We start from the raw sequence: 24423 nt of genomic DNA, 5'->3' as shown, positions 1-24423 counted from the left end.
CCTTCTCTCTATTGGTTTTATCTCTTAATTTGATTTAGCAACTCTATCATAAGCAGCTTGAGATATATCGATTAATCTATCCACATCTCTTTGCTTAATTTCATTCACAAAGTCTTCATATTCTGCATTAAAGTCACCGTTGCCTAATATCCAACTTGTGGTTTTTTCAGCCACGTATGCATCAAGACCCGATTGAATGATTGCAATCTCTTGGCTTTCTTCAGCTGTATATTTAAATTGGAAATTCAAATACTCATCTTGAGGATACCATTGTGGGTTAGCCATATGCATTTCAATACCTTCTTGTGCCAACGTATTAAATATTCCCGCATATTCCATCTCAATCGAGTCAATACACCCTAATCTTGCCATCATACCAAGTGCTTTTCTACCAGCACCTATACCGCCTTCATAGCCTTTGACCTTGTCTGTAAATTGTGGATTGCCATCCGCATCAATTGTGTATGTATCACCTTCTATACCAAAACCGTCTAGCATTCTACCTGCATCACTATACATAAAGTCAATGAATTTAATCGCAGCTACTGGATCTTCACAGTTCGAAGAAATTCCAGGTCCTGCATATGGAGCCGTTAACCATTTAACTTTTTGATTTCCATTTTGATCAATTGGTGGCGCTAACGCAACATTTTTAAATCCGGGAATCGTATCTGCAAGGCTATCATTATATTGAACCGTTGAAGGAATCCAATCACAAATAAATCCACCTTTATTTTCACCATACATTACATTTCTTGATTCTTTTCCTCGTGTAAATATTTCTTGATCAATAATCCCTTCATCATACCACTTTATAGCTTGCTCCATACCATACTTAAAATCTTCGCCTAATGGATCGTACATAACCACACCATCTCTAACCATTAATTGTAGACTTGAATCAAAAAGGCTTAAAAATGTATTCGTAAAATCTTTTCCTGACAGTCTACTTATAAACGGTTGCTCATCTTGCTCACCATTTCCATTTGGATCTTCATATTTAAAAGCATATAGAACATTATATAAATCATCAATTGTTTCCGGTGTTTCTAAACCTAAGTTATCAATCCAATCTTGTCGAATTACCCAAGTTGTTGAGGTCTTAAGTTCCTTCATACTAGCCACATGATAGATGTGTCCATCTGCCGCTGTTGAAGCTGCTAACAATTCCGGATGTTCTTCAAATATTTTTTGAATATTTGGCGCATGCTCTTCGATTAAACTTTCTAAGGAAATAAGTCCTCCATCCATACCTAATTTTTCCATTTTAGATATTTGAGAGTTAATAATAATATCTGGCATTTGGTCTGGCGTTGACATCATAAGTGTCCAAGTTTGGTCAACGTCTGTTGCACTTGTAGGCACAGTATTTACCAATTTTACCCCTGCCTGTTTTTGTATTTCTTGCAATACCGGAGTACTAAAATCAAGTATTTGCGAACTATCCCACATACCATGTACTGTAAGTTCTGGGACAGTTTCTTCTTTTGATGTTTCACTCGCATCCGGTGTTGTATCTGCCTCGCCACAAGCAGTCATTCCAAACAACAAAAATGTTACCAATGCTAAACTTAATATTTTTCTATAGACTTTTTTCATAATAATCTCCTTCTTATTATATGTAGTATTGAGTATAAGCTATCCCTTGACGCCACCAAGATTAACTCCCGTTTTAAAATATTTTTGAATATATGGGAATATTAAAATCATTGGTAATATAGAAATAACAATGATTGCATATGCTATCGTTGTTGGTGCATATAATGAAGCTGATGTTACCGGCTGTGCTAAGTCCATTAAATCTGTTTGCTCAACTAAGAGTTTCTTTAAAAGTACTTGTAGGGGTTGCTTGGACTCTGATTTTAAAATAATGGATGACCAAAAGTACCCGTTCCATCGACTAACCGCATAAAATAAAGTAACTGTAGCTAATGAAGCTTTTGATAACGGCAATACAATTTTAAAAAAAGTTCTAAACGTTCCTGCACCATCTATTCTTGCCGCTTCAAAGTAATCATTTGGTATTTGTTCAAAGAAACTTCTTAAAATAATCACGTTGAATGTATTGATTCCAAAAGCAATAATATTTCCCCAATAAGTATCTATAAGATTGTAGTTCATGAGTGTTCGATATAATGGAATCATCCCAGCAGTAAACAACATAGTAAATACTGTGAAAAAGTTAAAAAACTTTCTAAAGGGTAGCTCTTTTCTTGATAAAGCAAAAGCAAGTGTTGTTGTAAAGATCATATTGGTTACTGTACCAAATACTGTAATAAACACACTGTTTCCATAGCCTCGCCAAATACCTTTAGCTTGGAAAGCTTGTTGATATGCACCAAGCGTAAACTCCTTAAACCATAAAATAACATCCCCATTGATAACATAATAGGGTCTACTAAAGGATGCAATAACTATATACCATAGTGGAAAGAAGAATAAAAACACAATGATTATTCCCAGTAGTCTAGTTATTATAGTATAAATCATATCACTTTGTCTTATCTTAATCTTTTTTCTTTTTTTTCTCTTCAAGACTTTTTTCTCCTTTCTACCATATTGATGATTCTGATAATTTTTTTGATATTCGGTTTGCTGCAATAACCATTATTAACGCAATTACGGACTCAAATAATCCCGCAGCCGTTGATAACCCAAAATTATTTTGTACTATACCTAATCGGTAGGTATACGTTCCTATAACATCTGCTGTTGAATATGTTGACGGTTGATATAACAAAAGTATGGATTCATATCCGACTTTCATTATTCTACCCAGCTCTAAAATTAACATTACAGATATCGTTGGTGCAATACAAGGCAAGGTAATTTTCCTTATTTTTTGCATTCGGGTTGCCCCTTCCACATCTGCTGCCTCATAAAGACTAGGATCAATTCCCATCAGGGCTGCAATATATACCACAGCATTAAATCCCGCCGTTTTCCAAAGCATCATGGTAACATAGATACCTTTAAAATATTTAGGATCGACCATAAAATAAATTGATTCATGCCCTAGTTTGTTTAATAATAAATTTATAATTCCGGTACTTGGTGATAAAAAGCTTATGACAATTCCACAAGCGACAACAGTAGATACAAAATAAGGTAAAAACGTAACTGTTTGTGTTATCTTTGGTAAAAACTTACTTCGCATTTCTGTAACTAAAATCGCCAAAAATATTGAGAATGGAAAACATATGATTAGTTGTAACACTCCAATTTGTAAGGTATTTTTAAATGCTCTCAAAAAATCTTGACCTTGAAACAACTGTTGGAAATTTTTTAGTCCCACAAACACACTTCCATCAAATCCGGCAAATGCATTATAATTGTAAAATGCCATTTTTAATCCTGCCATGGGTATATACGCAAACATAACCAGCCATATAAGACCTGGCAATAATAATATTATCAGTTGCCAATCCGTCTTTTTTATTCTATCTATTACACTATTTGACAATAAAACACCTCTTTTCTTTAATCGTTTTTGTACCTCACAAAAGTGCATTTTAAATTTAGCACACCTTCTTCGTTTTTAATATCGACAATATTTATCGACTATACAAAATCATTGACGCTCTCCAAAATAAAAAAAGCTTACTCAAAATGGTAAGCTTTTTTTTATACACAATTTTTAGGCAATCAACAAAAAATATTTTGCTGATTCCTCCTTTATTTGAGGCTTTTTTGGTACTCCTGTGGTGATAAGCCTACGTGTTTTTTGTACACTCTTATGAAACTTGTGGAACTGTTAAAACCAACTAACTCCGATAACTCTGTCGTCTTGATACTTTTATCTTCTCTTTGAAGTTGTTGCGCTATATTAATTCTATATTCATTGAGATATGTTTTAAAGTTCGTATTTAATTCCTCTTTAAAAATCGTATGAACTCTTTGTGGAGATAATCCAAATTCCGTATTTATATCAACCAGCATTATATCTTTCATATAATTTTTATGGATATAATCCAATATTTTCTCAGCACTTTCTAAATTTCCCGATGTGTTCTTCTCTGATAAACTAGAGATTATATCAATAAGTGTATTGCGAATAATATTAATGATATTCGGATTATCTCTCATGCATTGCCATTCTGTAAAAGAAATCTCATAACCTATTAAATCTAAGGAAGAGATTTTTAATTCTGCAAATATCCTATTTACCATATTTATAAGTGTCAATATATACTTTTCCGTTGTGCTACTTGAGACACTCTGGTTCTTCATATTTTCCCGCAAAAATTTATCAAAAATATCAATTGCTGTTTTATCCGCATTTAGCACTTTATGGATTAAAGTATATTCAACGTTAACCGAAAAATTATATTCATCATCTATAATATTTGAAATATCACTAAATAAAATAATATCCTTTTCCTGGAAATGGTATTTAAAATTTAAGATTTTGTTTGCAAACTCGTACGCAATAGGCAATTGATTAATTGAATCATAGACGTCTGTAAGCGCAATCTTAATATTTACATTCGCAACATAACTATGTAATAAATGCGTAAGTTGCTTTTCTGCCTCAGAATAAGTCATCACTTTATGTATAAACAATATACGCGACTTATCTAAATGAATATAAATAATATTATCATCTTTACTTGCATATGCTTGAAGATCATTTTTTATATAAAATACATTATCACTATTTTCAAAATTATCAAATTCTAAAATGCTTACACAAAACTGATCAATATTATAATCAATATCTTCTCTAAGGCCAATAAGTAAATTAAAATACTTTCTCTCTTGTGTTTTTGCGCTAATATCATTTTTTATAGATTCTAGCTTACTATTTAAGAAATTAACTTCTACTATACTTTCTTGAAATAATTTTATCTCATCTATGCTTTTGCTATCGTCATTAACTATACGATTAATCGGCTCATATACAATAGACATAATCTTCAAGATTAAAAAAAGGATAATTCCGCTTATGATGATAACGATGGAAATAACAAAAACGAGAAAATAAAGTGCCATACTTTCTTTTACATATGTATACTGAAATCCATGTCCTGAATTTTCACTATACGTTATTTTTTGAAATGTCTGCGACCTATTATCATCAATATTATTTTGGTATAGCTCGATATCACTAGTGCCAATAAGTCTATTATTATATTTTAGATACCACAATGCATCATCTATATTTAAGACTTTATAGGGTATCAAGGTGAAATATATAATTTCTCCTCCAGAGTATTGCTGATAATATAATTTTATAAAGCTATTATGTATTTGGGTTTCATCAAAAAACAGAATATGCTCGCCTGTTTTTTTTAATTTTGAAATCACATCTTCTTTTAAGGCGTATTCAATACCAAGAACATCCTCAAACAATTTTTCTTCACTAATGGTTGCTCCATTATAAAAAATAGATGGATTTTCACTGTTCAATTTCCAAGCACCTATATAGCATTCTCCCGTTGTCAAAACACTTAGCTGCTTATTCACTAATTCCATAAATTTTATTAATGAATGCATCTCATACGAAAAATCAGCGGATTCAGCCCATCTTTCTGCCTCTAGCGTGTATCTGACAGAGTTGACAAGTTGCCTAGAAAGATTCAACGATATTTCAAAATTTTTGATTTGAACTTGACTTTCTGCCGTAACTATTTTCCGATTGGAATTATTTATATTTATTAAGTTGTATATTGTAAATGTGAAAATAATTGTAAGAATTAATGAAAATAATAATAGTACGATTATATTTCTGTACTTATATCTGGTAATCAGTACCTTTTGCATGATAGAATCCTCGATAATGCTTTATAGTTTTAGCTAATGTTTGGTAATGATTATACCACAATATATTTGCTTTATCCATAGATTATTACTCTGATCCCTTTCTACAGACTTCCCTGACGAAGCTACTGAGGCTTTTTTGTTACTACTAAATGTGTGGTGTGACCCTGCAATCTTTAAATGTAATATCGAAAAACTATCCATGCGTTTGAGATTTATACAACAAATGACAAAAGAGCATCTTATCTAGATGCTCTTTTTAACGTCCCCACTAGGAATCGAACCTAGAATTGAGACTTAGGAGGTCCCGGTTATATCCATTTAACTATGAGGACAAATAAGAACAAAGCTTTGATGCGACTAGTTTGTCGCATCATTATCTTCGTTATGGTTTTCAAAATCATCATGCAATTCAAAGTCAATCTGACCATGTACCCAACAGGTTCCTTTAAAGCGCATGCCGCGCATGGGTTTGCCAATAAGGTCCTCTGAATTAATGTACGTATCCACAACAATGTTCATACATCGCATACGTATTCGCCAAACTTCTTCCTTAGTAACTCGGTTGATCAGTTTTTTTGCGTCAATAATCGTGCCAAGCACTGAATATACGTCTTCTGTATCTCCTAATGGGATGAAAAAACCTTCCAAAATTGTCAAGAGGTCTTCATTTTTAAGTCGCTCCCGTAAAATGCGTGTTGCTTCTAGCGCTTCTTCTTCAAGGGCATCCATAGCATCTTCATCCCCTTCACGCGCTTGATTAAGTAACTCTTCTCGAATCAACTGCTCCGCAAGTTCCATATCTTCATCGTCTTCATCTTTTTCGATAGGAAGAATCACCGTGCCTTCCACCGCAAATAAAGATAAGCGAACCCCATCAATATATACATGTTCATCATCTTGAATTTCAATATAATCAATCAGGTTTTGCAAATAAAAAGATACCGGCGTACCTGATTTGTTCTCTTCACAAAATCCACTATAACTCATCGTATCATCATTGGCTGAAACATCAATCTCATGGGTATCCATCAGGTTGCGCCCTTTTGCATAAGGGATGACGGTATGAATTACCAGTTCCTCTTTATCATCCATCTCTCCACGCACCACAAGACCAAAATCTTTGCCATAGGATTTATAGTATTCGACTTTTATTGCATCTTCTTTATAGTTTGAAATATAACGCGTTGTGGGTTTGTCTATTACTTGTTGTACAAGTTTTTCCGCTTTTTCTCTTGTATCATATTCACTAAATCCAAGCGCTTTGATATAGAGCATCATAATATTACCTCGCTTAATCAAAAAATAATCGCTTCCCATTTTGATACGTTATATCTTCGACGTCTTCTGGGGATATTCCTTTTATTTTTCCGATTTCTTCTATAATGTATTTCAAGTATCTAGAATCATTGCGTTTTCCTCGATACGGTTCCGGTGCCAAATAGGGCGCATCTGTCTCCACAACAATACTTTCCATTGGAATGGCTTCAACCACTTCACGTAATTTTTTACCGTTTTTAAACGTAATTACACCGCCAACCCCAATCATATATCCAGCTTTTATATAATCCATCGCCATTTGAGCATGCCCTGAATAACAGTGAATAACGCCTTTGGGGCGCTTAGGATTACGTGCACTTTTTAAATCGGCTTCCATGAGAAGATCAAACGTATCTTGCGATGCCTCTCGACTATGTATAACCACTGGCAAATCCAGCTCATTGGCAAGCTTTAGCTGCTCTCTAAACCAAAGCTTCTGCACACTTTTCGGCGCACTATCATAGTAGTAGTCTAGGCCAATCTCTCCGATTGCAACCACCTTTTCATATGTAGCCAAATGAATCAAACGCTCTAAGTCCTCCTCTTTCATTTCACCAACATCATGAGGATGTACCCCCACCGTTGCATACAAAAAAGGATAACGTTTGGCAAGTTCAATGGATAATCTGGACGAACGCATGTCCGCCCCGATATTGATTACATATTGAATATTTTGTTTTGGAAACTCTTTAAACATTGCTTCTCTATCTTTATAAAATTGTGGATCATCATAATGTGCATGACTTTCAAAAATCATTTAATCACCTTCTGTCAAAATCTATCGAACTTCTGCTCCACTATTAACGGCCTTGTCCACAGTTACAAGACTTACTTTTCCATCTTCTTTTGATGCAGCTAAAATCATTCCTTCTGACAACTCACCTCGAAGTTTTACCGGCTTTAAGTTCTTCACTACAACCACTTGCTTACCAACAAGTTCTTCTGGCGTATATGAATTTGCAATCCCAGAGACGATTTGGCGTATTTCCTCGCCTAATTGAACTTTTGAGACAAGGAGTCGATCTGCCTTCGGATGTTTTTTACATTCAAGGATTTCTCCTACTGCAAACTGTACCTTTGCAAAATCATCAATAGTAATCTCTGGAACCTCTTCAACTTCTTGAGGTTGTTTAGGTTCTTCAACGACTTTTTTGGGTTGCTTTGCCTGCATTTTTTCTTCAATCATGTCTAATGTTTTTTTCTCATCAAGACGTGCAAATAAGGCAACACCTTCTCCAACTTTATCCCCGGCATGAATACCATCAAAGTTGCCAAGAGAATCCCAATCCGTCACTTGCGTATTGAGTTGTTCAAAGATTTTTTCTGCAGTCTCTGGCATAAATGGCTGCAACATAACTGCAGACATACGAATGGATTCAAGCAAGTTATATAATACGGTTCCAAGACGTGGCATTAATGCTTCATCCTTAGCCAAAATCCATGGTGTTGTCTCATCAATATATTTGTTGGAACGACGAAGCAATGTCCATATCGCATCCATGGCGTCAGCAACACGAAGATCATCCATTTTATCCAACACTTTCCCTGGTGTAGCCAAAGCTAATGTCCGTAAGGAATCATCAATCGCTTCTTTCGTATCCGGCGCTTGAATCACACCATCAAAATACTTATTTACCATAGCTACTGTACGATTAACTAAGTTACCTAATATATTTGCCAAATCAGAATTAATACGTTGAACCAACAATTCATAGGTTAATGTACCGTCTTGACCAAAAGGCATCTCATGTAATAAATAATATCGAACCGCATCAACACCAAAAAATTCTACGAGATCTTTGGCATAGATAACATTTCCACGGGATTTACTCATCTTATCCATGCCAATCATTAGCCATGGATGGCCAAACACTTGCTTAGGTAATTCAACCTCAAGGGCCATCAACATAATCGGCCAATAAATAGTATGGAATCGTAAAATGTCCTTACCTATAATATGGACATCCGCCGGCCAGTACTTATTAAATAAGTCACCATGATTACCCTCTGGGTCATAGCCAAGCCCTGTAATATAGTTTGATAAGGCATCAATCCATACATAGATAACATGTCCTTCATCAAACGTTACCGGAACACCCCAATTAAAGCTCGTTCGTGACACACATAAGTCTTGTAATCCAGGCTTTAGGAAGTTGTTTACCATTTCATTTTTACGTGATTCTGGTTGAATAAACTCAGGATGTTGATTGATGTGATCCATTAATCGATCCGCATATTTACTCAATTTAAGAAAATAGGCTTCTTCACTGGTTTTTTCCACTTCTCGACCACAATCCGGACATTTTCCATCGACAAGCTGGCTTTCAGTAAAAAAGGATTCACAGGGTGTACAATAAAGCCCTTCATAGCTTCCTTTATAGATATCACCTTGATCATATAATTTTTTAAAAATCTTTTGAACCGTTTTTACATGTTCATCATCCGTTGTTCGAATAAATTTATCATAGCTTGTATTCATTAAATCCCAGATTTCCTTAACTTCACCTGCGATTTTGTCTACATGTTGTTTAGGTGTAATGTTCTCTTCTTGTGCCTGAAGCTGAATTTTTTGCCCATGCTCATCCGTTCCTGTTTGAAAAAAAACATCATATCCCAACAAGCGCTTAAAACGTGCGATACTATCTGTAATAACTGCTTCATAGGTATTTCCAATATGTGGTGTTCGCGATGTATATGCGATGGCTGTCGTAATATAATATGGTTTTTTAGCCATAATAATCCTCCTTATGATTAACTAGTACGATTATACACTAATGAAAAAACGAAATCAATGAATCTGCCCCTTTTCAAAACTAATTTTCGCTTTCTTCATATACTCAACCGCTTTTTCATGTTGGTCTAAATTCGCATAGCATTTACTTAGCTCTTCAAAAATCATAACTGTTAAGCTATTATACATTTTTTCCTGATAATACGTAATCGACTTCTCCAAGTATTTAATGGCTTTAAGATAGTCCTTGAGATTAAAATAGGCGCTTCCTAGCACCATATTATATCTGGCTTTACTATAGTCATCTAACATTTCAAAATCAATATTTTTGGCTGCGCTGATTGCCGCTTCATTATCGTTTTGTGAAAACAGCAAGTACACATCTTGAACTTCTTTACCTGCAATCAATCGACGTATTAATTCTTTGGCTTTTTGGTTATAATTCATTGCTTTTTTATGGTCCCCGGTCATTGTATATGCATCCACTAGCTTTACATATAATTCATATGCAATGAGTTCATGATTTAGCAAGAGATTATTCTCATTTTCAAGCAGTTTCTCATAATAAAAAAGTGCTTGCTGATACTCACCATTTTTTATATGCATATTTGCTTTTTTAAAATGGCAATTGATATATATATCCTCAATAAAGTTGGAATTAAATATTGATGGGGATTCAACACGTAAGGCTTCCAAACGTTCAAGAACTTCGATACAATTATCTTCTTTATAGTCAGACATTAATTCTTTGGCCAACTTTGCGATTTGCTCTGATTTTGTTTCTTCACTCATAAAATAATCTATCGTTTTATTCAAACGATTCGCCAAATACGCCATCGTTGTAATTGATGGCTTTGCAAGATTATTTTCAATTTGACTCAACATATTTCGAGTTATAAAATTACCTGCCAACTCTTTTTGTGTCAGTTTATTCTTTTTTCGCTCATCCCTTATTTTTTGTCCTAAGGTTCTCTCCATATGACTGACTCCTTAAGTTCATATCGGCTAACAAGCCTAACTTAAAATATTGTATCATTAAACCTTGATAAAAACAAGATTTATAGCCCCAACTTCCCCTTTTCATGACTGAAAAAATCATCTACTTTTGTCAATGCTTTCACCAAAACCTCAAGCTCATCTTCTTCTAGTCGACTCATCACTTCTTTTACCATCCGATCATGGAACTCGATATGATGACGAAAGGCCTTTTTTCCTTGCAATGTTAATGAAACTAAGACAACCCGTCGGTCTTTTGAACTTCGAATCCGCTGAACAAACCCTTTTTTGACCAAATGATTAATCGCAATCGTCAGTGTTCCTACGGTAATCGATAAATCTTTGGCTATCGAAGACATATTACGGGATGTATTTAATCCAATCGCTTCAATTGTATGCATATCTGTAATAGTAAGCTCCTTAAAAGGACCTTGAGCCAAGGCTTTTTCTTCTACTTTCATAATATCATTAAACAAATGCACGAGGATATGATTAAGCACTTCATATTTTTGATCCATAACTTCACCTAATTTTCTATTTTTTCTCGAATCTGATTATATATATTTTGCAAACTATAACTTTGGATGGTTGATACATTTCCTTCTATCCGCTGCTTTTTTTCATCGTCTATATCTTGATTAGTTTCAAAAACAACTGTACTTCCCTCAGCCAGACTCACTTGTTCTAGCGCCTCTGGATGCCCATATAAATACTTATACATCTGAGTTATCATCGTTTTTTTCGCTTCTCCGTCAGCACCAATAATCGCAAATCTTGATACCATCATACCCGAAATATGATTATATAAAATCGGATCCACATCCATTGTCTGGGCATTATACATTGCCACTGCATCGGCTAACAGCTTTTCATCCATTTCAATAGCTTCATACTCCGTATCAAGGATATCTCCCCCCAAGCCATAGTAAAGACCTAGAACTATTTCTGGCGAGGATGCACTAGACACCTCATTAGGTCGAATAGTAAGCGGCAAGACATATGTTTTTCCTTTGAACCTTCCGGCATTTAATGCGTCACCATAATACGTATACGCTTCCATATCCATGACCTCATCAACGGCTAATGCAATCCCATAAGCTGATACATCCTGAGCATAGTTTGCCTGACTGATTAAGACATCCGGTAATTGACTATAATCAACTTCACTTAAGGTTTTATAAACCTTTGCCTGAGCATATATTCCTTCACTCTCAAGTGATTTAAACAGGTCTTGATACGCTTGATTTACCGATGCTTCAAAACCAAACAGTGCGATTTGAATTGTTACCCCATCCCTTGGCTTAGGGTTTTCTAAGTCTTCTTGACCCGTCCCATCTTCTCCAGCGGTTTCTCCGGGAATTTTATCTAAAACTTCTTCCGGGATTTCTTCCGGTGCTTCTTCTGGTACGTCTACATGTATTTTTCGTGTTGTTGTTGGTCCATATATTCCAAAACGATTCATATACACGACCGATAACTCAACGTCACCCTCTTGACCTTCTAGTATGATTTTTTTAGCAGCGATTCCCGTATCCATAGGATTGGAGCCGTCAAGGGTATACTTTAAGGTCAAACCTCTCGGCTCTTTTAAATCAATTGTCTCTTGAGGCATATAACTTATCCCAATTGCTGTCAAATCCACATGCTTAGGTTGCAATTGATTATACCAATATCCTACGCTCACTCCATGACCCATCAGCTCATGGCCATAGCTCAAAAGTGATTGCAGTGCTTGGTCCTTTATTTTATCGGGTAAGTTTTCATTATCTTTAAGCATATCAAAATACTGATATAAGCTTATATTCGCTTTATAATAAGCTTTTTGCTCTATCAACTGCTCAATATAGACATCCCACATATCAATATTGGTCGAATCTATATCAAATACTGAGATTTCTGTCTTTTCTTGACATCCTGATAATAAAAAAATAAGAACAGCCAACACACCAATATAAAAACCTTTGAGCTTCATAACTATTTTTATCCCTTCATAATCTATGATATAAAAAACGTTGATTTAATTTTACACTACAACCCCTTAATTAGCAAATAAAACGAATGTGTTTTCCTAGCTTGACAGTATCCAAATTTCCCCTGTACAATCTAATTAGGACTACACAAAACACTTGAAAGGAGCACGTTTTTTATGGCCGCGATGAACATAAATTTTGAAAATATATTGATGAATAATCCTAACGTTCCTGTAATCGTTCAAGAAATGCATCACGACGCTTCGCATAAGGGGTGTGACTATCACTGGCATGAAGCAATTGAGATATATTATGTTAAACAAGGAAGTCTCCTTTTAAATATCGATGGACATACACAGCGCTTATATGCAGGTGATATCGGCATCGTCTATTGGGGGCTTGCGCATCGCGGCTCAGATTTTTATGATCACACCATTCATTATATTCTTCAAATTGATTTGCGAGATATGCCCTACTTATCCTCATATCCTCAATTACAATTACCTTCAAATCAATATCCTACAATATGTATTCAACCTAAAGCAACAAAATATCTGGATACGATTATCGATGAAATGCATAAAAAACAGCCAGATTATGAACTGGCTGTTGTTGCAAGTATTTTAAATTTTTTTAGATGGCTGCTTTGTCAAAAAAAGGAAGAAACATTACTTGTTCAATCAACCCATCCCCAAAGTCTTACCCATGTACACAGTATCCTAAAATATTTGAATCATCATTTTTCAGAACAAGTCACTCTAGAAGAGATGTCCTTGAAGTTAGGGCTTTCAAAACCATATATGTGTCGCTTATTTAAAAAACATACCGGCCAAACCATTATCGCACACCTTAATGAACAACGCTGTCAATACGCTGCAGCCTTAATACTTGATGGTCTTTCGCCCACAAAGGCTTGCGAATACTCTGGCTATAATGATTATAACTATTTTTCACGAACATTTAAAAAAATTATGTCTGTCGCCCCTTCACAATACTTCAACCAACAAATTTAAGCATTATTTCTTAACCAGGTGGTTATTTTGCGAATGAACTCTGTACTTCGAGATAATTCTGATGGTTTATTATCCATTAACCATATTTGTTTGAAATCCAAAAACCAATACTCAATGCGTTCTGCCAGTTGCCATGCATCTAAATCTTGTTCTAATTCAATACCTTGAGCGTCTTTTCGTACCAATAGGTAAAGCATGTTCATCCATTGTATGCCTTGTGCTGAAACAATAAATGCATTCACATGTTTTCTTTTTTGTGTGTCCAAACCTTGCATACTGTCTTGGAGTGTATGGATAATATGCTCAATGTCTTTATTACATGTATACACATGTTCTTCCGATACATTGATACGCTTAATGTATTCATCATTATCCTTTTCAAACCATCGTACAAACGAGGTGAAATCCATAATATGTTTGTCGGATAATTGCATAAGAAGTCCCATTATATCGTTGTTCGTCTCATAAAGCATAGTATTTACTGCTTGATTCATCTGTTCAATCGTGCGACTGTCTCCCCAAGAAAACGCCGCTCCATATATTAATCCTGGGAAGGAGTTGTAGATAAAGTTCCAGTGCCCAAAATCGCCCCAATCTGTATTTAATATACCGATAGCATCATATTTCTTTCCATAATCGGTCATCATCTTTATATTGTCATAGGCCATTTGATGATTGTTCATAAAACGATTCCATCCGTTAACCCCGGGGCACATATATTGAGGAAATCCATACTCTGTAATCGCTTTAACTTTTGCTTCAGGATATTCAGGTTCATACCACCAGTTTAAGCAGACTAAATCCTTAGGCAACTCTTTGGCACACTTTGAATGCTCCAAAATCATATCACCCCAGAACATAATTTCTTTATCATACGTACGTGCATGCTCAATAATTTGATTCAAAAAGTCAACATACAAGCGACTTTTTCCAACTTTTTGTGCCAGTGCCTTTGTTCTTCCTTCTCCAAGGTCAAAAGTCTCATCTGCACAAATGTTGAGTTTGTTGGAACTAAACAAAGGAACAAAGTCATCCATCATTTGTTTTACAAAGGCAATGCTTTCATCCAATGTGGTATTTAGTGTATGGTGAAGCATCCGATCATAAAAACTAAACTCATCTATTTTTTCACTTTCCGAAAGATGCTTAAACGAATCGGTTTGAAGTGCTTCATACAGATGTCCAAACGTTGTAATTGAAGGAACCAATTCAATGTAACGCTCACGACAGTACATATCCAACTGAATAATTTCTTCTGCCGTCAGTGGGTCTGTTACTGTCCACACTTCGCTTTGTCCGCTAAACAAAAATGTATGCTCCACATAAAGCTGTAACTGATTTAACTTAAAAAAAGCCATTGTATCTGCAAGTGACTGCATCATCTTAAGAGTAGGTACTTTTCCGCGTGTCACATCATGATAGAACCCTCGATGATTAAATAAGGGTTTATCTTGAATATACATTTGTGGAATATGGCGTTTGAACTGAACAATCAGCTGTTTTAACGTCTGCATTCCATAATACAATCCTTGATCATCGGGTGCTTGAATTCGAATGACATCACACTCTACCCTCAGTTCATAAGCATTCTCTGTCGCCATATGCTCAAAAATAATTCTACGCTTTGCCGACAAGGAAAGATTTATATTTAAACCCAGCTTCTCCTTAATAAAATCTTTTAACTCAATCGCAAACTTGTTTGTTTGGCGTTGATTGCTCACAATAAGTGCTGTTTGAATATCAATGACAAATTGCCCTTCGTATATTTCGACCTGCTTTGGCTTTGGTATTATATTCATAGTTCCCTCCAATTTCAAAAATTTACTATATCTTTCAGAATATATCCTATCCTTTTATACCTGTTAATGCAACCCCTTCAACAAAATATTTTTGAGCACAATATTGACCTCGACTTTTTCTACACCGCACTTTTTCGCTCCAAGATAGGACGCTATAACAAACGATTGCTACCTAAAGAAAAAAGAATAAGGAAGCCTTTTATATAAAAAGCTTCCTTATTCTTTTTAATCGTTATTCTTTTTAATCTTTATGCTTCTGCCCAATTGAGCTTGAATTTTCTTACTTTCTTATTGTTATCATATTCAAAATGCTTAGCCATCATATCACTGCGTCTGATAATCCCTATAAAGATTCCTGTATCATCCACCACCGGAATGAAGTTTTGATATTGCGTCAATTCCTCTACAACAGAAAACTCTTCATTAATTGACACCGCTTCAATACTTCTAGATCTTTCTATTTGGCTTATATTAACTTTTTCAGAATTTTTTATACTTAAATCCATATGATCTTTAACATACCACAGGATATCTCCTTCTGATAATGTATATCTATAACGCCCTTCATCATCAATGACTGGAACAGCTGAATACTTATGATATTCCATCTTTTCCATGGCTTGTCGTAAAGTCATTGATTCTGTCAGTGTAACTATTTCATGCTTAGGCGTTAAGAAAAATGCGATATTCATTGCCTCACCTCGTCATTCTCATAATCTATATCTATATACTACTTCTTTATAATATCAAATAAATATGACACAATGATGTAAAAATTCTTAGGATTTCATTAAAATTATCATTATTTTTGTTCATATGTACTATTTTAACCCTTCTACAAGTGATGCCACAAACCCTGCAATCGTATCTGAATCTCCTTTGGATTCGTATATTTTTTTTACGATTGCCGTTCCCACAATAACCGCATCCGCCAATTCCCCCATACGCTTAACATCATCCGGCGTCGATATGCCAAATCCAATAGCTATCGGTAACGTCGTATACGATCTTACCTCTTGAACATATGTATCCAAATCTTCATAAAACTCCGACAAACGCCCCGTCACTCCCATAGATGAAACGGTATAGACAAACCCTTGTCCTTGGTTTAATGTAAAGTGCATGCGTTCTTTTGATGTCGGCGTAGCAAATGGAATTAAGGCAATAGATGTATTTTTCAAATAATGGCTAAGTTCTTCTTGCTCTTCAAAGGGTAAGTCGGGAATAATTAATCCATCAATACCTATCTTAACACACTGTTGAACAAACGCTTCGACGCCATAGATAACAAGGGTATTATAATACACTAAAAAAGCAATAGGCACTTGAATAGTATTTCGAAATGTCGCTACGCATTCAAAAATTTTATAAATCGTGGTTCCTCTCTCAATCGCTCTTTGTCCGGCGGCTTGAATCACTGGTCCATCGGCTAGAGGGTCTGAAAAAGGGATACCCATCTCAATAACATCACATCCCCCTCTATAAAGAGCACTCACAATACTTGGTAAGGCTTCTATTGAAGGGTCTCCTGCCGTAAAGTATCCGATAAAGCTTTTTAAATTTTGCTGTTTTTTTGTTTTTAGTACCTGTTCAATACGATTCATTTTTTTCCTCCTAGCATTCAATAGCTTTATTTGTTCAAGCGTTCCAAGTCTTTTTTTCCTTGTTCAAAATATGCCATGACCGTATGCGTATCCTTATCTCCCCGTCCAGACACGTTGATAACAACAATATCTTCTGGCTGGGTCGTTTTTATTTCTCGTATCGCCAAAGCAATGGCGTGGGCACTTTCAAGTGCCGGAATAATCCCCTCTGTCCTTGATAATTCTTCAAAAGCTTCAAGGGCTTCTTGATCTGAAACGACGGCATAACGTGCACGATTTATCGAATCAAGATAAGCATGTTCCGGTCCAATTCCCGGATAGTCTAATCCTGCTGATATCGAATGTGCCGGAATAATATTTCCATTTTCATCGGCTAAAAGTGCTGTTTTCATTCCCTGAAACACACCAATGCGACTCTCAACCTCTTTGGATAATACTACTGCATGCTTTCCACTCGCTATACCAAGACCTCCGGCTTCTGCTCCAATTAAGTCCACCTTGGTATCTTCCAAAAAGGGATAAAACATTCCCATAGCATTACTCCCACCGCCAACACAAGCATAGATACGATTAGGTAGACGCCCTTCTTGTTCAAGAATCTGCTCACGAGTTTCATCACCAATAACCCGTTGAAAATCTCGAACCATTTGCGGATAAGGATGGGGTCCTACCACGGAACCAATCACATAAAATGTATCTTCTGCCAAGCGAACCCATTCCCTGATAGCTTCATTGGTTGCGTCTTTTAATGTCGCTGTCCCTGATGAAACCGAAATCACTTGCGCTCCTAATAATTTCATTCGAAAAACATTAAGCTCTTGACGCTTTATGTCTTCTTCCCCCATAAACACACGACACTCCATACCAAAAAGGGCGGCACCCGTTGCTGCTGCAACCCCATGTTGACCTGCTCCGGTTTCAGCAATTATCTTTGTCTTTCCCATTCGTTTAGCTAAGAGGATTTGCCCCAACACATTATTGATTTTGTGGGCTCCTGTATGATTTAAATCCTCCCGTTTGAGATAGATTTTTGCTTTCTGATATTTTTCTGTTAAGCGCTTAGCAAAATATAAGGGTGCCGGTCGCCCTACATATTGCTTTAGATAATACCTATATGCATCCATAAACCCTTGGTCGTTAAGGGCCTCTTTGTATGCTTTCTCTAATTCCTTTAAAGGATTCATCAACGCTTCCGGTACATATTGTCCTCCAAATTCTCCAAATCGACTCATATCTTCAACTCCTCAAATAATTTTTTTATTCTTCCATAGGTTTTATACCCCTGTACTTCAATTCCTGAATTCACATCAATAACATTAGGTTGCACCTTGTTTATTGCTTCATGAATATTTTCTGGTCTTAGTCCCCCGGCAAGGATCATCTTACTTTGCTTAAAAAGTGTAAAGGGGATGCATGACCAATCAAACTCAACACCTGTTCCTCCATGCATATCTTTATGATAGGTATCCAACAACAGTCCTTCCACAGTTCCTAGATAGTTTTGCACCCCTTCAAAACTGGATGTATCTTCAACCTGAATGGTTTTCCACACCCTACAAGGTATTTTTTGAATATAATCCACAGTTTCCTTTCCATGTAGTTGGATAACATCCAATTTGCATACATTCACCGCACGTAGAACTTCTTCTATCGGACTATCCACAAACACGCCTACTTTTTGTATATCTTTTCGCATGGATTGAATAAGTGCCCTCGCTTGGTCAATAGACACTTGACGCTTTGAGGGTGCAAAGATAAATCCCGCATAGGCTATGGGAAACTGGTTAATGATATTAATCTCTTCCTTGGTTTTTAATCCACAAATTTTAACGTCGATAGGCATTTTTTAACTCCTTTGCACTTTGCTTAATGGATGTACTTCGCATAAAATTCTCTCCCACAAGAATTGCGTCAATATCCACATAGGATAGTACTTCGACATCAAGAGGAGATAAAATCCCACTCTCGCTAATGACAATACACTCTTTTGGAATATATTTTGCCAAGTCTAGTGTCACATCAACCTTGGTTTCAAATGTGCTAAGATTACGGTTGTTAATCCCTATAATCTCAGCTCCGGCACATACTGCTCGTTCTATTTCTTCTCGTGTATGTGTCTCTACCAAGGCATCCATCCCTAGCTCTTTTGTTAATTGTAATAAATCACCTAGCTGTGTATCTGTAAGAATATGTACAATCAATAATACTGCACTGGCACCAAGCGCTTTCGCATTGAAAATCTGTATCGGATCTATAATAAAATCTTTACACAATGTCGGTAGCGTAATGGCTCGACTAACCTCTTCCAAATAAATATCTGACCCTAGAAAATAATGTTCTTCTGTCAATACCGACACCGCATCAACGCACATTGCATACTCTTTTGCAATTGCCACCGGATGAAAATCTTCTCGAATTAAGCCTTTGGACGGCGAGGCTTTCTTAATTTCCCCAATAATGGACAGTCCTTTTTTTTGTAGAGCTTCTTTGAAGCTTGGTCGAAAACCTTGCTGTTGAATCCGCATATTTAGTTCTTGATAACTTAATTGACGCTCTTCTAGTCGTACACGTTTTTGATGGACAATCTCATGTAAATATAATGCCATTTTATCACCCCGCAATCGAAACACGTTTAAGCATGTTAGTAACCTCAACGAATTCGTTTAACTTATGCATTGCTTTTCCTGTATCAAGGATATGTTCTGCCATATTGATACCCTCTTTAATTGTTGCCGCTTTTTGACACGTATAAAGCGCCGCTCCTGCATTGAGTACAAGGACGTCTCGCATTGGTCCTTTTTTTCCCTGGAATATATCTAATAGAATCTGAGCATTGGTTGTACTGTCACCACCAACAATGGTGCTTAAAGGTGCACGCTTATACCCAAAATCTTCTGGGCTTATGGTTTTAAGTGTAATCTCTCCTTCTCGAAGCTCACAAATTTTTGTCTCCGATGCAATCGTAATTTCATCAAGACCATCCATCCCATGTACAACCATTGCTTGCTTAACTCCTAGCTCTTTTAAAACTTTTGCAAAAATCATAAGGAGTTGTTCATCAAAGACACCTACTAATTGATAGGATGCGCTCGCCGGATTCGCCAATGGTCCTAAAATATTAAAAATCGTACGATAGCCCAAGGTCTTTCTAACCGAACCTACATGCCGCATCGTTGCGTGGAAAATAGGTGCATATAAAAAACCCATCTGCGTTTTCTCAATACACGCTTTAACTTGCTCTGGTTGGAGTTCAATGGCAACCCCTAATGCTTCCAATACATCTGCACATCCACACTTACTGGATACGGAACGGTTACCATGTTTAACGACACAGACACCCGCTGCTGCTGAAAGAATCGCTACACCCGTACTAATGTTAAACGTTCCCAGCGCATCTCCCCCTGTCCCACAAGTATCAAGGGTTATCTCTTGAGCAAGGTCTATCGTCATGGCCTTTTGCCTTAACACCCGTGCCCCAGCAATAATTTCAGCCACTGCTTCTTTTTTCATTTTGAGGGCTGTCAAAAAGCTTCCTGCAAGAACCGGGTCTATGGTTCCACTCATTAACCCTTCCATAACCTTTGTCATCTCATCCATTGTTAAATCTTCACCTGACATGATTTTTTCAATATATTCTTTCATGCACAAACCTCCTTAACTAAGCAATAAAAAGTTTCGAATTATATCCATCCCTTGAGTTGTCAATAATGACTCCGGATGGAACTGCAATCCATAAACCGGATAGTCTTCATGTTTCATCGCCATAATTTCATCTTCATACATACTAAGAACCTTCAACTCCTTGGGCAATGTATGCCGATCTACAATAAGAGAATGGTATCGCGCCACATGGATCGGTCCTTCCATTCCATTAAAAATCGGATCTGGGTCAAAGTTAATGCAACTTGATTTTCCATGATAGAGTACGTTTGCATGCTTGACTATACCCCCAAAGGCTTCTCCAATACTTTGGTGTCCAAGACATATGCCAAGGATTGGGATCTTATCATAAAATTGTTGAATAACCTCAAGACAAATCCCCGCTTCCTTTGGCGTCTTAGGACCAGGCGATAGTACAATTTGTTCAGGTGCCAGTTGTTCTATCTGCTCAATCGTTATCTCATCATTACGTACCACTTTGATGTCTTTTTTAAAGTGTCCAATATATTGATACAGATTATATGTAAAAGAATCATAATTATCGATTAACAATAGCATAGCCTACCTCCGTTCCTCCAATAGCCGCCACCAAAGCTTTAGCCTTATTTAGGGTTTCTTCATATTCTTTTTTCGGATCCGAATCAGCAACGATTCCTGCACCCGCTTGAATATGAATGATGTCATCTTTGATAACCATCGTGCGTATAGCAATGCACATGTCCATATTCCCGTTAAACCCAAAGTACCCAATGGCACCACCATAGATTCCCCGCCGTTTATTTTCCAGTTCATCAATAATTTCCATTGCCCTGATTTTAGGAGCTCCAGACAAGGTTCCTGCTGGTAAAAAACTCATCAATACTTCAAACATACTCATACCCTCTCGCCGTTTCCCAGAGACTAGGGAAACCAAATGCATCACATGCGAATAATGATGTACTTCCATCAATGCCTCAATCTTTACGGAATCAATTTCAGCAATTCTTCCCATATCATTGCGTCCAAGATCGACTAACATCATATGTTCTGCCCGCTCTTTTTCATCCTCAAGTAACGCCTTAGCCAACGCAGTATTTTCCTCATCGGTTGCACCTAATTTTCTCGTCCCGGCTATCGGACACGTGCGAATGCAGTCTTTTTTGATGGAGACTAACATTTCTGGCGAGCTCCCCACAATCGCATAGTCACCCATATTAAAGTAATATAAATATGGAGAAGGATTAACCTGTCTTAGCTTGCGATAGAGGTTAAATGTATTCACATGTTGACTTTTCCCGCTTAACCGCTGGGATAAGACGACTTGAAAAATATCCCCTTCATAAATATAGCGCTTTGCTTGATGTACTGCCTTGATATAGGCTTGTTCACTCATATTCGTTGTAAATTCTACCTCTATAGGTGCACATGTCTTACTTAAATTAAGAGGTTCATGCAACTGTGCTTGCATACGGTCAAAGCGCTTTTCACTGCGTTTTTGTCCTTCCTCATCATCACTATCGAGACAAATCAGATGTATCTGATGGCGGTAATGGTCATAGGCAATAAGCTCTTTAACAAACAGTAGATGCGCATCGGGTGTACCAATAGTATCTGGATTATTATCGGGAAGCACCTCATAATCACGAATCATATCATATCCTACTGTTCCGACAGCTCCCCCAATAAATGGCAACTGGGTCGTATTACATACTTTAATATCATCCATCATCGTTTTTACATGCTCTAATCCTCGTCCATAGGTGACTTGCGTTATATCCTCTGTTGTTGTTTCAATACGGTCTCGATAAATACGAATCTGCATATATGGATTAGCTGCCATAAATGAATAGCGTCCCTTAGGTTGCTCTTTGCTTTCAAGTAAAAAACCAACCTGTGTATGTACATATTTTGAGTAAATAGAAATCGGTGTCTCCGTGTCTCCTGAAAGTTTTCGTTCATACGTTCTTAACTTCATCTTCATCATCGTCATCCTCCTCTTTAACTTAAAAAAAGACATATTCACCCCTTCCTTGGGACGAATATGTCTTCGCTATGCCACCCAAAATGGTACAAAAAAAACACTTCGTTTGAGACGAAATGTTCATAAGCCACTCAAAGTCATTCTGTACGGATGAATCATCAATGCTTCATCGATACTATATCTCTGTAACGGGAGAACCCGGCATCGGATACTGAACTTCACCTAGCATCTCATGGAACCATTCACTAACACTGTATGTACCGTACCTCACACCACCGACGGCTCGCTGAACATCTTAATCTTAGCTACTTTTTCCACTCGTAGATATTGTCTACTATAATTAAAAAAAGTATAGCACAATTCTTTACCACTGTAAAGCGATAATTCTTTTTTTTTAAGAACAAAAGAAGCCAAGTCAATAATGACAAGGCTTCCCAGCTTTTATAACACTATTTTCATTCATTAAATGAAGATGGACTCAGATATTTTTTAGGGCTATACGCCATACCTTCTTGGTATTTAATCGTAACATAAAGGACTTCTTGTCCATTGGAAAGCTTTGCATAACATATACCATCATCATCAAATTTTTGGGTAATATCAATTTTTTGATCAAAGTAATCAATCCAAACCGAACCGTCCTCTTCATATCGCACATCCGGATCATTGAGGTGATCTATAATCTCCTCTTGTGTCAATGGGCGTTCACTTCCATCCGCATTAATGGCCACGCCTCCGCCTCCCTGGTTAATCGTTTTGCCTTCACTGTCTACATATTCCATTGCATAGCTTCCGTCAGCTTCAAACTCAATACTGACTTCTGTCTGATCCCCGTCTATCCATAGTTGAAGTGTACGCTGGATTCCACCCAAATCAGTTGCATACGCAACGGATGAGCCTCCGACTAAAAGTATACAGGCAACAATACCTGCAATCATTTGATTAAATCTTTGCTTTTTGTTTGTCATTGTTTTTACCTCCAAAGAAAAGTCATCCGAGATATGCACTCCTGAAAACGCCTGCTTATATTTTTCCTTATTCGTCATCTTCCCATACCTCCTTTAATGTGTTTTTTAGCAACTTTCTTCCACGTGACAATCTGACCTTTACATTGCTCTCAGAAATTTTTAAAATACTGGCAATGTCTTTGATAGCGTAGTCTTCGTAATAGAACAAATGAATAACAACTCGGTATTTTTCCGGCAGTTTAATGACCGTATCAAATAGTTCAAAAGACTCTGATGATTCAAAAGTCAGTGTTTCCATATACTTTTCCAACGGCTCGATTTTACGTCTAAAAAAAGTTAGGTTTTTATTCTTTGCTTTGTTGATTGCTACCCTTATAAGCCATGCACGTATGTGTTGCTCTGTTTCAAATTCTTTTTTAAATGTTATATACTGAATGAAGGTATCTTGAACAACATCTTCTGCATCCTGAATATTTTTGCAAATGTTAAATGCAATAACATACAAGTTATTCTTATACGTTTCAATCAGTATCTCTACTGGTTGTCTCATGAGCTTACTCCTTTGTTGTTAAAAAGCTTTTCACTAATAATACAAACGAACCCTTTAAAAGGTTACACTTTCTATTTAAAAAATATGATTGC

22 protein-coding genes are annotated in these 24423 nt (G+C 36.5%); 1 reads left to right on the top strand and 21 read right to left on the bottom strand.

Annotation, left to right across the window (positions count from 1 at the left end; translation table 11 throughout):
* Positions 1-24 precede the first annotated feature (24 nt).
* The 10 genes from QBE53_00335 to QBE53_00290 all read right to left on the bottom strand — a co-directional run bounded on the left by QBE53_00335 (position 25) and on the right by QBE53_00290 (position 12779).
* A complete protein-coding gene (locus tag QBE53_00335; GenBank protein WZL81589.1) occupies positions 25-1599 on the bottom strand; it encodes an extracellular solute-binding protein in 1575 nt (524 codons plus the stop codon).
* 39 nt (positions 1600-1638) lie between these two features.
* Entirely contained in the window at positions 1639-2535 is an 897-nt protein-coding gene (locus tag QBE53_00330) for a carbohydrate ABC transporter permease (GenBank protein WZL81588.1), read from the bottom strand.
* Positions 2536-2551: 16 nt separating this feature from the next.
* The gene (locus tag QBE53_00325; protein WZL81587.1) at positions 2552-3463 is read right to left on the bottom strand and encodes an ABC transporter permease subunit; all 912 of its coding nucleotides are present in this window, start codon (positions 3461-3463) and stop codon (positions 2552-2554) included.
* A gap of 212 nt (positions 3464-3675) precedes the next feature.
* Positions 3676-5763, bottom strand: coding sequence for an AraC family transcriptional regulator (locus QBE53_00320; protein ID WZL81586.1), 2088 nt, complete (start codon positions 5761-5763; stop codon positions 3676-3678).
* A gap of 357 nt (positions 5764-6120) precedes the next feature.
* On the bottom strand, positions 6121-7041 hold the full coding sequence (locus QBE53_00315) for a DUF3881 family protein (GenBank protein WZL81585.1): 921 nt from the start codon (positions 7039-7041) through the stop codon (positions 6121-6123).
* A gap of 13 nt (positions 7042-7054) precedes the next feature.
* Positions 7055-7837 (bottom strand): TatD family hydrolase, encoded by a 783-nt coding sequence (locus QBE53_00310; GenBank protein WZL81584.1) that lies wholly within the window; start codon positions 7835-7837, stop codon positions 7055-7057.
* A gap of 21 nt (positions 7838-7858) precedes the next feature.
* Complete coding sequence (gene metG / locus QBE53_00305; GenBank protein ID WZL81583.1) at positions 7859-9814, bottom strand: methionine--tRNA ligase; 1956 nt, start codon at positions 9812-9814, stop codon at positions 7859-7861.
* A 54-nt stretch (positions 9815-9868) separates the two neighbouring features.
* Positions 9869-10789: a helix-turn-helix transcriptional regulator gene (locus tag QBE53_00300; protein WZL81582.1), complete on the bottom strand. Its 921-nt coding sequence runs from the start codon at positions 10787-10789 to the stop codon at positions 9869-9871.
* An 80-nt stretch (positions 10790-10869) separates the two neighbouring features.
* Positions 10870-11325: a MarR family transcriptional regulator gene (locus QBE53_00295; GenBank protein WZL81581.1), complete on the bottom strand. Its 456-nt coding sequence runs from the start codon at positions 11323-11325 to the stop codon at positions 10870-10872.
* 8 nt (positions 11326-11333) lie between these two features.
* Positions 11334-12779, bottom strand: coding sequence for a hypothetical protein (locus tag QBE53_00290; protein WZL81580.1), 1446 nt, complete (start codon positions 12777-12779; stop codon positions 11334-11336).
* A gap of 174 nt (positions 12780-12953) precedes the next feature.
* Here QBE53_00290 and QBE53_00285 point away from each other — a divergent pair, with 174 nt between their 5' ends.
* Positions 12954-13790 (top strand): AraC family transcriptional regulator, encoded by an 837-nt coding sequence (locus QBE53_00285; GenBank protein ID WZL81579.1) that lies wholly within the window; start codon positions 12954-12956, stop codon positions 13788-13790.
* On the opposite strand, the gene QBE53_00280 is transcribed toward QBE53_00285, so the two are convergent.
* The 11 genes from QBE53_00280 to QBE53_00230 form a co-directional block, all read right to left on the bottom strand.
* Entirely contained in the window at positions 13787-15589 is a 1803-nt protein-coding gene (locus tag QBE53_00280; GenBank protein WZL81578.1) for a glycoside hydrolase family 20 zincin-like fold domain-containing protein, read from the bottom strand. The two genes, QBE53_00285 and QBE53_00280, sit on opposite strands and share 4 nt — an antisense overlap.
* A gap of 248 nt (positions 15590-15837) precedes the next feature.
* A complete protein-coding gene (locus tag QBE53_00275; GenBank protein ID WZL81577.1) occupies positions 15838-16281 on the bottom strand; it encodes a CBS domain-containing protein in 444 nt (147 codons plus the stop codon).
* 129 nt (positions 16282-16410) lie between these two features.
* Positions 16411-17193 (bottom strand): tryptophan synthase subunit alpha, encoded by a 783-nt coding sequence (trpA, locus tag QBE53_00270; GenBank protein ID WZL81576.1) that lies wholly within the window; start codon positions 17191-17193, stop codon positions 16411-16413.
* 26 nt (positions 17194-17219) lie between these two features.
* The gene (trpB, locus tag QBE53_00265; protein ID WZL81575.1) at positions 17220-18425 is read right to left on the bottom strand and encodes a tryptophan synthase subunit beta; all 1206 of its coding nucleotides are present in this window, start codon (positions 18423-18425) and stop codon (positions 17220-17222) included.
* Positions 18422-19036, bottom strand: a complete 615-nt coding sequence (locus tag QBE53_00260; GenBank protein ID WZL81574.1) for a phosphoribosylanthranilate isomerase — start codon at positions 19034-19036, stop codon at positions 18422-18424. Before QBE53_00260 ends, trpB begins: the two co-directional genes overlap by 4 nt.
* A complete protein-coding gene (gene trpC / locus QBE53_00255) occupies positions 19020-19799 on the bottom strand; it encodes an indole-3-glycerol phosphate synthase TrpC (GenBank protein WZL81573.1) in 780 nt (259 codons plus the stop codon). Before trpC ends, QBE53_00260 begins: the two co-directional genes overlap by 17 nt.
* 4 nt (positions 19800-19803) lie before the next feature.
* Positions 19804-20835 carry an anthranilate phosphoribosyltransferase gene (trpD, locus tag QBE53_00250; protein ID WZL81572.1) on the bottom strand — a complete coding sequence of 344 codons (1032 nt, stop codon included), beginning with the start codon at positions 20833-20835 and terminating at the stop codon, positions 19804-19806.
* 12 nt (positions 20836-20847) lie between these two features.
* Positions 20848-21411 (bottom strand): aminodeoxychorismate/anthranilate synthase component II, encoded by a 564-nt coding sequence (locus tag QBE53_00245; protein ID WZL81571.1) that lies wholly within the window; start codon positions 21409-21411, stop codon positions 20848-20850.
* On the bottom strand, positions 21392-22816 hold the full coding sequence (gene trpE / locus QBE53_00240) for an anthranilate synthase component I (protein WZL81570.1): 1425 nt from the start codon (positions 22814-22816) through the stop codon (positions 21392-21394). Before trpE ends, QBE53_00245 begins: the two co-directional genes overlap by 20 nt.
* Before the next feature lie 452 nt (positions 22817-23268).
* Entirely contained in the window at positions 23269-23859 is a 591-nt protein-coding gene (locus tag QBE53_00235) for a hypothetical protein (GenBank protein WZL81569.1), read from the bottom strand.
* Positions 23849-24331: a sigma-70 family RNA polymerase sigma factor gene (locus QBE53_00230; protein ID WZL81568.1), complete on the bottom strand. Its 483-nt coding sequence runs from the start codon at positions 24329-24331 to the stop codon at positions 23849-23851. The genes QBE53_00235 and QBE53_00230 overlap by 11 nt, the downstream gene beginning before the upstream one ends.
* Between the last annotated feature and the right edge of the window lie 92 nt (positions 24332-24423).

The organism is Vallitaleaceae bacterium 9-2 (genome assembly GCA_038396585.1).
Taxonomy (GTDB): domain Bacteria; phylum Bacillota; class Clostridia; order Lachnospirales; family Vallitaleaceae; genus UBA1351.
This window is presented reverse-complemented; position numbering and strand designations above follow the sequence as displayed.

Bases quoted from the DNA above. Each gene is read 5' to 3' on its own strand.
- QBE53_00335 (WZL81589.1), bottom strand. From the start codon at position 1,599: ATGAAAAAAGTCTATAGAAAAATATTAAGTTTAGCATTGGTAACATTT.
- QBE53_00320 (WZL81586.1), bottom strand. From the start codon at position 5,763: ATGCAAAAGGTACTGATTACCAGATATAAGTACAGAAATATAATCGTA.
- QBE53_00315 (WZL81585.1), bottom strand. From the start codon at position 7,041: ATGATGCTCTATATCAAAGCGCTTGGATTTAGTGAATATGATACAAGA.
- QBE53_00310 (WZL81584.1), bottom strand. From the start codon at position 7,837: ATGATTTTTGAAAGTCATGCACATTATGATGATCCACAATTTTATAAA.
- metG (WZL81583.1), bottom strand. From the start codon at position 9,814: ATGGCTAAAAAACCATATTATATTACGACAGCCATCGCATATACATCG.
- QBE53_00300 (WZL81582.1), bottom strand. From the start codon at position 10,789: ATGGAGAGAACCTTAGGACAAAAAATAAGGGATGAGCGAAAAAAGAAT.
- QBE53_00295 (WZL81581.1), bottom strand. From the start codon at position 11,325: ATGGATCAAAAATATGAAGTGCTTAATCATATCCTCGTGCATTTGTTT.
- QBE53_00290 (WZL81580.1), bottom strand. From the start codon at position 12,779: ATGAAGCTCAAAGGTTTTTATATTGGTGTGTTGGCTGTTCTTATTTTT.
- QBE53_00285 (WZL81579.1), top strand. From the start codon at position 12,954: ATGGCCGCGATGAACATAAATTTTGAAAATATATTGATGAATAATCCT.
- QBE53_00280 (WZL81578.1), bottom strand. From the start codon at position 15,589: ATGAATATAATACCAAAGCCAAAGCAGGTCGAAATATACGAAGGGCAA.
- QBE53_00275 (WZL81577.1), bottom strand. From the start codon at position 16,281: ATGAATATCGCATTTTTCTTAACGCCTAAGCATGAAATAGTTACACTG.
- trpA (WZL81576.1), bottom strand. From the start codon at position 17,193: ATGAATCGTATTGAACAGGTACTAAAAACAAAAAAACAGCAAAATTTA.
- trpB (WZL81575.1), bottom strand. From the start codon at position 18,425: ATGAGTCGATTTGGAGAATTTGGAGGACAATATGTACCGGAAGCGTTG.
- QBE53_00260 (WZL81574.1), bottom strand. From the start codon at position 19,036: ATGCCTATCGACGTTAAAATTTGTGGATTAAAAACCAAGGAAGAGATT.
- trpC (WZL81573.1), bottom strand. From the start codon at position 19,799: ATGGCATTATATTTACATGAGATTGTCCATCAAAAACGTGTACGACTA.
- trpD (WZL81572.1), bottom strand. From the start codon at position 20,835: ATGAAAGAATATATTGAAAAAATCATGTCAGGTGAAGATTTAACAATG.
- QBE53_00245 (WZL81571.1), bottom strand. From the start codon at position 21,411: ATGCTATTGTTAATCGATAATTATGATTCTTTTACATATAATCTGTAT.
- trpE (WZL81570.1), bottom strand. From the start codon at position 22,816: ATGATGAAGATGAAGTTAAGAACGTATGAACGAAAACTTTCAGGAGAC.
- QBE53_00235 (WZL81569.1), bottom strand. From the start codon at position 23,859: ATGACGAATAAGGAAAAATATAAGCAGGCGTTTTCAGGAGTGCATATC.
- QBE53_00230 (WZL81568.1), bottom strand. From the start codon at position 24,331: ATGAGACAACCAGTAGAGATACTGATTGAAACGTATAAGAATAACTTG.